The sequence below is a fragment of the Pseudomonadota bacterium genome, assembly GCA_010028905.1.
Classification (GTDB): Bacteria; Vulcanimicrobiota; Xenobia; order RGZZ01; family RGZZ01; genus RGZZ01.
In genome coordinates this window covers 1-8778 of sequence record RGZZ01000196.1, presented here as the reverse complement: position 1 = coordinate 8778, position 8778 = coordinate 1, and the positions used below count along the sequence as shown (strand labels likewise).

Below are 8778 nucleotides of genomic sequence, written 5' to 3'. Positions count from 1 at the left end.
CGCCTGCGCCCCGCCGCCCTGGTGGTCATCGAATCGACCTGCCCGGTGCACACCACCGAGCGCCTGCGCGACCGCCTGGCCGCGCAGCGGCCCGATCTGCACTTCAGCGGAACGGGTGAGCCCCGTGTCGACCAGGTGTGCGTGGCCTACTGCCCCGAGCGGATGCTGCCCGGCAACGCCCTCGACGAGATGCAGGGCAACACCCGCGTCATCGGTGGCCTCGACCCCCTGGCCACCCGTCGCGCCATCGAGTTCTACGGCCGGTTCGTGTACGGACGCCTGGTGCCCACCACGGCGCGTGCGGCAGAGCTGTGCAAGCTGGTCGAGAACACCTATCGCGACGTCAACATCGCCCTGGCCAACGAGGTGGCGGCATTGAGCCACGAGGTCGGGGTCGACCCCTTCGAGCTCATCCGCCTCGCCAACCTACACCCCAGGGTCGACCTGCTGACCCCCGGACCCGGCGTGGGCGGGCACTGCATCTCGGTCGACCCGTGGTTTTTGGTCGATCTGTCCCCGGACACGACCTCCCTGATCCGCACCGCGCGCCTTGTGAACGACGCGCAGCCCGCGCGAGTGGCCGAAGCCGTGGCACAGGCCTGCGCGGGTCTCGACAGGCCCGTCATCGCCTGCTTCGGTCTCACATACAAGCCAGATGTCGATGATATCCGCGAGAGCCCCGCGCTTCGCGTTGTAGAGCTGCTGGCGTCACAGGGCCAGGGTCCCATCGTGGTCGTCGATCCGTTCGTCTCGGCGCTGCCCGCGTCGCTGGCCGACCGCGGCGTTGCGCTGCTCACCACCGGGCTGGCCCTCGAGCGGGCCGACGTCATCGTGCTGCTGGTGCACCATCGATGCTTCATCGCCCTCGAGAAGAGCCTGCTGAGAGACAAGCGCGTGGTCGACACCCGAGGGGTGTGGTAGTCGAGGGCGCGGTGCCGACGCCCGGCACGCGCGCACGCCCGCACAGCGAACCCCCATCCTCCCGGGCGGCGGCCGAGGGCTGAACGAGCATGTGCGGACTGGCCGGGATGGTCGTGTTCGAGTCGGTGAACCATCGCGTCGACGCCAGCGAGCTCACGGCCATGCGCGACGTGATGGTCCATCGCGGTCCGGATGGCTGCGGCCTGTGGGTGCGCGACGATGGCGCGGTGGGCCTCGCCCATCGACGCCTGTCGATCATCGATCTCTCCGACCTCGCCGCGCAGCCCATGACGAACCCCGGACAGACCGTCAGGCTGGTGTTCAATGGTGAGATCTACAACCACGCGGCCCTGCGCCTCGAGCTGAAGCACGCGGGCCGTCATCACTGGGTCACCGACCATTCTGACACCGAGGTGCTGCTCCAGGCCTACGAGCAGTGGGGCATCGACTGCCTGCACCGGCTTCGTGGCATGTTCGCCATCGCCATCTGGGACGAGACCGCGCGCACGCTCTGGCTGGCGCGCGACCGGATCGGCGTGAAGCCGCTCTATTACAGCGTGCGCGCGGGTCGCCTGACCTTCGCCTCGGAGATCAAGGCCCTGCTCGAGGTATCCGGGCAGCCGCGCGAGGTGAACGAGGAAGCCCTTCACCACTATCTCTCGTTTGCGACCACACCCGCGCCCATGACCCTGTTCGCGGGCATTCACAAGCTGTCGCCCGGCACGGTGCTGCGCGTCACCCTCGACGGCACCATCACCCCCCATCGCTACTGGGATGTTCTCGACCACGCGGCGCCGCTGGGAGACCTGTCCGACGACGACATCGCGGCCCTCGTGCGCGAGCGTCTGCGCGAATCGGTTCAGCTGCGCAAGGTGGGAGACGTCCCGATGGGGGTCTTCCTGTCCGGCGGAATCGATTCGAGCACCAATGCCGCGCTCTTCAGCGAGGGCAGCGACATGCCCGTGCGCACCTTCTCCATCGGCTACAAGGGGAACCCCGCAAGCACCCCCAGCGAGCTGCCCCACGCGCGGGAGATGGCCCGCCTCGTGGGGGCCGCGCATCACGAGCGAGAGCTCGACGTCGATGATCTCCTCACCTTCCTCCCCCGAATGGTCTGGCTGCAGGACGAGCCCCTCGGCGACCCGGTCTGCGTGCCCGTTCACTATGTCTCGAAGCTCGCGCGTGACGCCGGCGTGGTGGTATGCCAGGTCGGAGAAGGGGCCGACGAGCTCTTCTGGGGCTACCCCTCGTGGAAGATCAAGCTCGGGCTGGAGCGCGCCAATCAATGGCCCGTTCCCCGATTCGCAAAGCGCCTCGGCCTGCGCGCCCTCGAGTGGGCAGGCCAGTCCGGCGGGCATCCCTACGAGGCGCTGCGCAGGGGCGCAAACGGCCTGCCCGTGTTCTGGGGCGGGGCCGACACCTTCACGTTCCGACAGAAACAGGCGCTGCTCTCGCCCCGTCTGCGCGCGAAGCACCGACACGATCCCACCGGCGCGCTGCTGCGCCCCTTGCGCGATCACTTCCTCGAGCGCGCGTGGGAGCCGTCGCCGCTGGGCTGGATGACGTATCTCGATCTCAACCTGCGCCTGCCGGAACTACTTCTGATGCGCGTCGACAAGATGAGCATGGGGGTGAGCCTCGAGGCGCGGGTGCCCTTCCTCGACCACGCCCTGGTCGAGCTGGCCATGAGCATCCCCGAAGCGGTGAAGACACGTCACGGAACATTGAAGCACATCTTGAAGAAGGCGGTGCGTGGCATCATCCCCGATGCGATCATCGACCGCCGCAAGCAGGGCTTCGGGGTTCCGGTGGCAGAGTGGTGCGTCGACAGGCTGGGAGAGACCATGGCCCGCGATCTCGATGGGTTCTGCCAGCGCACCGACTACTTCAGCCGTGAGACGATCGAGACCATGCTTGCACGTCGCGACGCGACCCGACTGTGGCTGCTGCTCAACTTCGTGCGCTGGCACGCGCAGTTCATCGAGCAGCGAGACCCTGTACCCGTCACGCAATAGACGCTACATGCTCGAACGTCTGCTGCGTATCGCCCGCAAGCCCCCCCACGTCATCGCCCACCGCGCCAGACAAGAGGCGTTGTCGATCATCGACCGCTGGCGGCTTCCCCGTCGCGCTCGCGCCTTCGATGTGAACGCGCTGCTCTCGGCCTGCGCAGCCCCCGACATCGACACGCTGTGGCAGCGGCTGCGAGTGGCTCCCTACGCCACGTACATGCCGCGCGAGAGCGATGCCGCGACGATGGGCGAGCACGAGCGCGCGCGGGTGCGCATGGCCGCGACGCGAGCGGCTCGCCACGAGGTCGACCTGCTGGGCAGCGGACCGGTGGATCTCGGGCCACGCATCGACTGGCACACCGACTTCAAGAGCGGCCTCGCATTCCCGGACACCCACGCCCGTGCCATCGACTACGCTGATCTGTGTCGACCCAGCGACGTGAAGGTGCCCTGGGAGCTTTCTCGCCTGCAGTGGGCCCTGCCCCTGGGACAGGCGTGGACGCTCGACCGTGATGACCGATGGGCGAGTGCGGCCCGCGACATCATCGAGCAGTGGATCGACGCCAACCCCGTGGGCCGTGGGCCAGCGTGGGCCATCGCCATGGAAGCCGCCATGCGCATCTTCACGTGGACGTGGCTGTTCCACGCCCTGGGAGACGCGCCCTCGTGGCGCGACCCGTCGTTCCGCGTGCGGTTTCTCCGCACCCTCTTCCTCCACGGCGAACACGTTCACGACTATCGCGAGTGGTCTGACGTGAACGGCAACCACTGCACGGCCGACGCCGCCGCGCTCGTCTTTGCGGGGCTCTTCTTCGGCGCGGGGCGCGCGCCGAAGCGCTGGGCCGACACCGGATGGCGGCTCCTGTGCGAAGAGATGCCGAGGCAGGTGCTCGACGACGGGGTCGACTTCGAAGGGTCGGTGCCCTACCACCGGCTCGTTCTCGAGCTCTTCCTGCTCCCCGCCCTCTATCGCAAGGCGCAAGGGCTCGACGTACCCGAGACGTACGCGTCGCGGCTGCGCGCCATGGATGGGTTCACGCGAGCCTACATGCGGTCCGACGGCTCGAGCCCGTGGCTGGGCGACGCCGACGATGGCCGAGCCCTTCCTCTGGGGGGGCAGGCCATCGATGACCACCGCTACCTCACCCAGATTGTGAGCGACGCCTTCGGCGGCGCAGCCCCGCTCGAGCACGAGCCATCGGAGGTGCTCTGGGTTCTCGGACCACGCGCCCGACAAGCTTCGCCTTCCGCTCCCCTTCCCTCGTCGAGCGCCTTTCCAACAGGCGGCGTATACATCATGCGCAATGCCCGCGACCACGTGCTCATCGACGCCAGTCCGGTGGGCATGGCGGGACGCGGAGGACACGGGCACAACGACTGCCTCGCCTTTGACGCCATGCTCGACGGCGTGCACCTGATCAGCGACCGCGGCACGTTCGTGTATACCGCCTCAGCGCTCGAGCGCAACCGCTTCCGCTCTACGGCCAGCCACAACACCCCCCAGGTCGACGGCGCCGAGATCAATCGCCTCGACGAGGCGGCGCTCTGGACGCTGGGCCGCGACGCCGAGCCCCATATCGACGTCTGGTCGACCAGCGAGGCGCGCGACGTGTTCGAGGGACGGCACACCGGCTACCATCGCCTGCCCTCGCCCGTCACGCCGGTGCGTCGCATCACCCTCGAGCACGCCACCCACACCCTCATGGTCGAAGATCGCTTCGAAGGCAGCGGCCCCCATCGCGTCGACGTTCACCTCTACCTCGCCCCCGGCGTACCCGTCGAATCGCTGGGCGACAGGGCGGTACGCCTTGCTCGCCGCTTCGTTGCGCGCTTCGAAGGCGACGGGTGGCGGCTTCACATCGCGCCGACGCGCGTCTCGCCATCGTATGGAACCGCCCGCGACAGCTACCTGCTGCACCTGACCCACGAGGGCGAGCTGGCCGCGCTACGCATCACCATCAGGCCCGAGCCGGAGAATCGCAGCATCGACGAGGGGATTCGAAACGACCGCACCTAGGCCTCTTCAAGGGGGAGATCGTCGAGCGCCTCGGCCTCTTCCCGCGTGGAGGGGACGGGCAGCGCGACCCCCTCGCGGAGGCTGCGCACGGCAAGGATGCTCGCCAGGGAGACCGCACGCACCTCTTCCCACGGAATGGGCGCGGGACCGCCCCGCACCGCCGCTGCGGCAAAGGCGTCGATCTCAGCGGCGTGGCCCTTGTCTTGAACGCGGGTGCGCTCACGGCTTGCGGTGCCCATCGAAGAGGTCAGCGTCTCCATCCAGTCGTCGATGACCGCCATGCGACCGCCCCCGAGCACCTCGACCCGCTCCTTGGGCTGCGTCGCGTCGCCGCCAGCCAGATAGGCGATGCTCGACACCGAGCCGTTGGCGTGGCGCAGGGTGATGAAGCACTGATCGTCGGTGACGGCGGGCGCCTCCGCCCCCCCGATGGACTCGGCGTACACCCTTACGGGGGGCGATCCGGTGAGGAAGGTGGCGAGATCGATGGCGTGACACGCCTCGCCGATGATGCGCCCTCCCCCCACTTCCGGATCCTGTGTCCAGTGATCGGGCGACAGCGCACCGGCGTTGAATCTCACCGAAACGGTGATGGGGCCTCTCACCTCGGCGAAGAACGCCCGCACCGCTCGCGCCCCAGGAGCGAAGCGCCGGTTGAATCCGGGAAGAACGAAGCGGTCCGGATGCGCGCGCACGAGATCGTCGATGGTGAAGATCTCCGACACGCGCAGGGCGACGGGCTTCTCGACGAACACGTGACAGCCCGCCTCGAGTGCCTTGACGACCTGCTCACCGTGCAGGTGATGCCGGGTCAGCACCAGCACGGCTTCGACCTTCTCGTCGTCGAGAACCGCCTGGGCATCTGCTGCGACGTGGGCGAATCGAAGCCGCTCGGCGACACGCGCCGCGGACGCGCCGCCGCCGGAGCAGATCGACTGCAGCGCAAGACGGGGATGCGCCGCCACCAGGGGAAGCAGTACCGCGCGCGCAAACTGGCCGGCACCGATGCACCCCACCCCCACATTGCCCGCATCGCCGGCGACACGGCGCGTTGTGGCCGATGTGGCGCGCGCTTGTGTGGCGCCCGAGGCGCGCTCTGATGACGACGCTCCGCCGCGATCGCTCGGAGGGCGATCGTAGCGCAGCAGAACGCCGAGGTAGGGAGAAGCGCCCGACTCGATGAGCGCGTACGCGTCGGTGGCCTGCTCGACCGCGTACCGATGCGTGATGAGAGACGACACGTCAAGCGCGCCACGCGCCATCATGTCGAGAACGGCGGCGATGTTGCGCTGCTCGGTCCAGCGGACCCAGGCCGCGGGATAATCGTGCCCCTGCTCCTCATAGCGGGGATCGTAGCGTCCGGGCCCGTACGAGCACGAGACCACGAACTCGGCCTCCTTCTGGTACCACACGTCGCGGGGCAACGCGATCTCGGCCACGCCGACGAGCACCACACGCCCCTTCTTGCGCACCGCTTCCCCCGCGAGAACCAGCGGCGCCGCGCCGCGCGCAGCGGCGGTGACCAGAACCGCGTCTGCGCCCAGCCCCCCCGTGAGCGCCTCCACCGCGGGGCCATCAAGACCGACGCGCGCCACCTCAGCGCCTCGTTCGACAGCGCGGGCGCACTTCGCCGCGTCGAGATCGGTGCCGATGACGCGACATCCTGCTGCCCGCAGCAGCGACACGGTTATCTGGCCGAGCAGCCCCAGTCCGACGACGAACACGGTCTCGCCCAGGCTCGCGCGGGTGAGGCGAACGCCCTGCAGCGCGATGGCCCCCACCACCGCGAATGCGGCCTGCTCCGATGAGACGTCTTCGGGGACGCTGGCGCAGAGGTGGGTGGGCACGCAGACGATCTCGGCGTGACCGCCGTTCGACGCCACGCGATCGCCGGGGCGGAAGCCCTGCACCCCCTCCCCGCACGCGATGACGACGCCACTCGAGGAATATCCGAGGGCGATGGGCTCAGAGAGCTTTCCGCGCACCTGGGCGACAGTCTTCGACCAGCCTTCGGTGGCCAGCTTGCGCAGCACCTTGCGCACCAGATCGGGCCGCTCGCGCGCCTTGCCGAGCAGCGACCGACGCGACAGCTGCACAACCGATCGCTCGGTGCCCGCCGAGATGAGCGAGCACGCATTGCCGATGAGCAGGTGGCCGGGACGCACCACGGGCCCCGGCACCACAGCGACCTCGAGTCGACCGTTCCCCGGATTCTGGAAGACCTGGTACACGTGACCCTCCCGATGTCAGATGCCGAGGGCGTCGAGGCGGTCGAAGATGGCGTCGACGTGTCGCGCCCACGTGTAGTGCTGCAGAACCGCCTGACGCGCGTTTGCGCCGAGCACGTCGCGCCAACGCGGGTTCTCGACCAGGAAGCGCAGCCCCGCGATGAGCCCGAGAACGTCACCGGGCGGATGAAGCACCGCGCGCTCACGCGCGTCAAGGGCCGGGTCACCGGCGGGAAGCGCGTCGACCTTCAGGGCGGGCCTGAGCACGTCGCCCACCTGTTCGAGATCGCTCGCCACGATTCCCCGCGCCATGGCCATGTATTCGAAGAGCTTGGTGGGCGAGCCGAAGAAGCGCGAACCGTCGGCATTCGGCACGTGCGGCGACAGAACCACATCAGAGGCCGCCAGCCACGCGGGGGCCTCGTGCTGGCCCACAAGACCTGGCATGACGCTCCAGCGCAGGCCTTCGTCTCCGAGAATCGACCGCACGGCCGCCATGCGCTCGCCGTCGCCCACCCAGACGAATCGCATGCGATGGCGCGCAAGCCACCCGTGCTCGTGGGTCGCAAGCCTGGCCACGGCGCGCGCGAGCACCTCCACGCCGTGCCAGGCGCCAAAGGTTCCGACAAAGGTGGCCACGGTCTCATCGGCCTCCACGCCGGCCCGCGCGCGGGTGTGAAGCCTGTCGGCATCAGAGAATCGCGCAGGATCGAACATCCCGGGATCGATTCCATTCGGGTGCCAGACGATACGCCTCGCCTCGACGCCTCGGGCCTCGAGCTCGTGGGCCAGCACCTCGCTCACCGTCACCACCAGGTGCGCATGACGCAGGGCAACCGTCTCCATCTCATCCGCCAGGCGACCGAAGGTGGGGGCCGTGCCCCAGTTCCGACGCACCCAGCTCTCCGAGCCGTTGTACTCGACCACCAGCGGAATCCCCCAGGCGCGAGAGAGCAGCACCCCTGCGATGTTGAACAGTGTCAGCCGCTGATAGATGAAGCGACAGCCCCGTGGCGGTCCGCTTCGACGAAGGGTGTTGACCAGCAGTCGGCTGCTGCGGTGCTCGTTGAGGTCGGGCGGCCAAACGTACGCCTCGAGTGGCGGAACCGTCTGATGGCAGACCTTCGGGTCTCCCCCGATGGGGGCTTCCGGCGCGGCGTACGTCACGCTGATGCCGCGCGCGACGAGCGCGTTCAGCACGCCGGCGACGTGTCCGACGCTCCCTCCGCTGTGCACGCCAGGCATGAGGGTCGCCTTGAGGTACAGCACCGCGTTCCCCGTCGCATGCGCCGAGATGCGTGGGGCGCGCAACAGGCGGGCGGTCTCGATCCGGTTGACAGCGGCGCTCCACGCCCCGCGCAACACGGCCAGGGCAGCCCTTGTCATCGCGCGAAGCACGCGGACCCGGGTCCAGGTCGAGATGTGGCCACCCGCATCGAGGCTGCCGAGGCGACCGGAACGGGTGAGCGCTGCGGCCGTCTCGAGCGCGGGCGCCAGGGAGGACTCCTGCGCGGAGCCGATGAAGGTCAAGGCTGCCTTGAAGCGCTGACTCTGCAAGAACCGCAGCGCTCCGAGCGGCCCGAGGTCGCGCAGCTCGGCC

5 protein-coding genes are annotated in these 8778 nt (G+C 68.9%); 3 read left to right on the top strand and 2 right to left on the bottom strand.

The window, feature by feature from the left end:
- The first annotated feature begins 21 nt into the window (after positions 1 to 21).
- The 3 genes from EB084_13825 (at position 22) to EB084_13815 (ending at position 4950) form a co-directional block, all read left to right on the top strand.
- The gene (locus EB084_13825) at positions 22 to 921 is read left to right on the top strand and encodes a nucleotide sugar dehydrogenase (GenBank protein NDD29336.1); all 900 of its coding nucleotides are present in this window, start codon (positions 22 to 24) and stop codon (positions 919 to 921) included.
- 89 nt (positions 922 to 1010) lie between these two features.
- Positions 1011 to 2936: an asparagine synthase (glutamine-hydrolyzing) gene (gene asnB / locus EB084_13820; protein NDD29335.1), complete on the top strand. Its 1926-nt coding sequence runs from the start codon at positions 1011 to 1013 to the stop codon at positions 2934 to 2936.
- A 7-nt stretch (positions 2937 to 2943) separates the two neighbouring features.
- Positions 2944 to 4950 (top strand): hypothetical protein, encoded by a 2007-nt coding sequence (locus EB084_13815; protein NDD29334.1) that lies wholly within the window; start codon positions 2944 to 2946, stop codon positions 4948 to 4950.
- Here EB084_13815 and EB084_13810 read toward each other — a convergent pair.
- Both EB084_13810 and EB084_13805 read right to left on the bottom strand, forming a co-directional pair.
- Positions 4947 to 7181, bottom strand: a complete 2235-nt coding sequence (locus tag EB084_13810; GenBank protein ID NDD29333.1) for an alcohol dehydrogenase — start codon at positions 7179 to 7181, stop codon at positions 4947 to 4949. The two genes, EB084_13815 and EB084_13810, sit on opposite strands and share 4 nt — an antisense overlap.
- 15 nt (positions 7182 to 7196) lie before the next feature.
- On the bottom strand, positions 7197 to 8778 hold a 1582-nt coding region (locus tag EB084_13805), incomplete at its 5' end, for a glycosyltransferase (GenBank protein ID NDD29332.1).

Coding starts and splice junctions, on each gene's coding strand:
- asnB (NDD29335.1), top strand. CDS start 1,011: ATGTGCGGACTGGCCGGGATGGTCGTGTTCGAGTCGGTGAACCATCGC.
- EB084_13815 (NDD29334.1), top strand. CDS start 2,944: ATGCTCGAACGTCTGCTGCGTATCGCCCGCAAGCCCCCCCACGTCATC.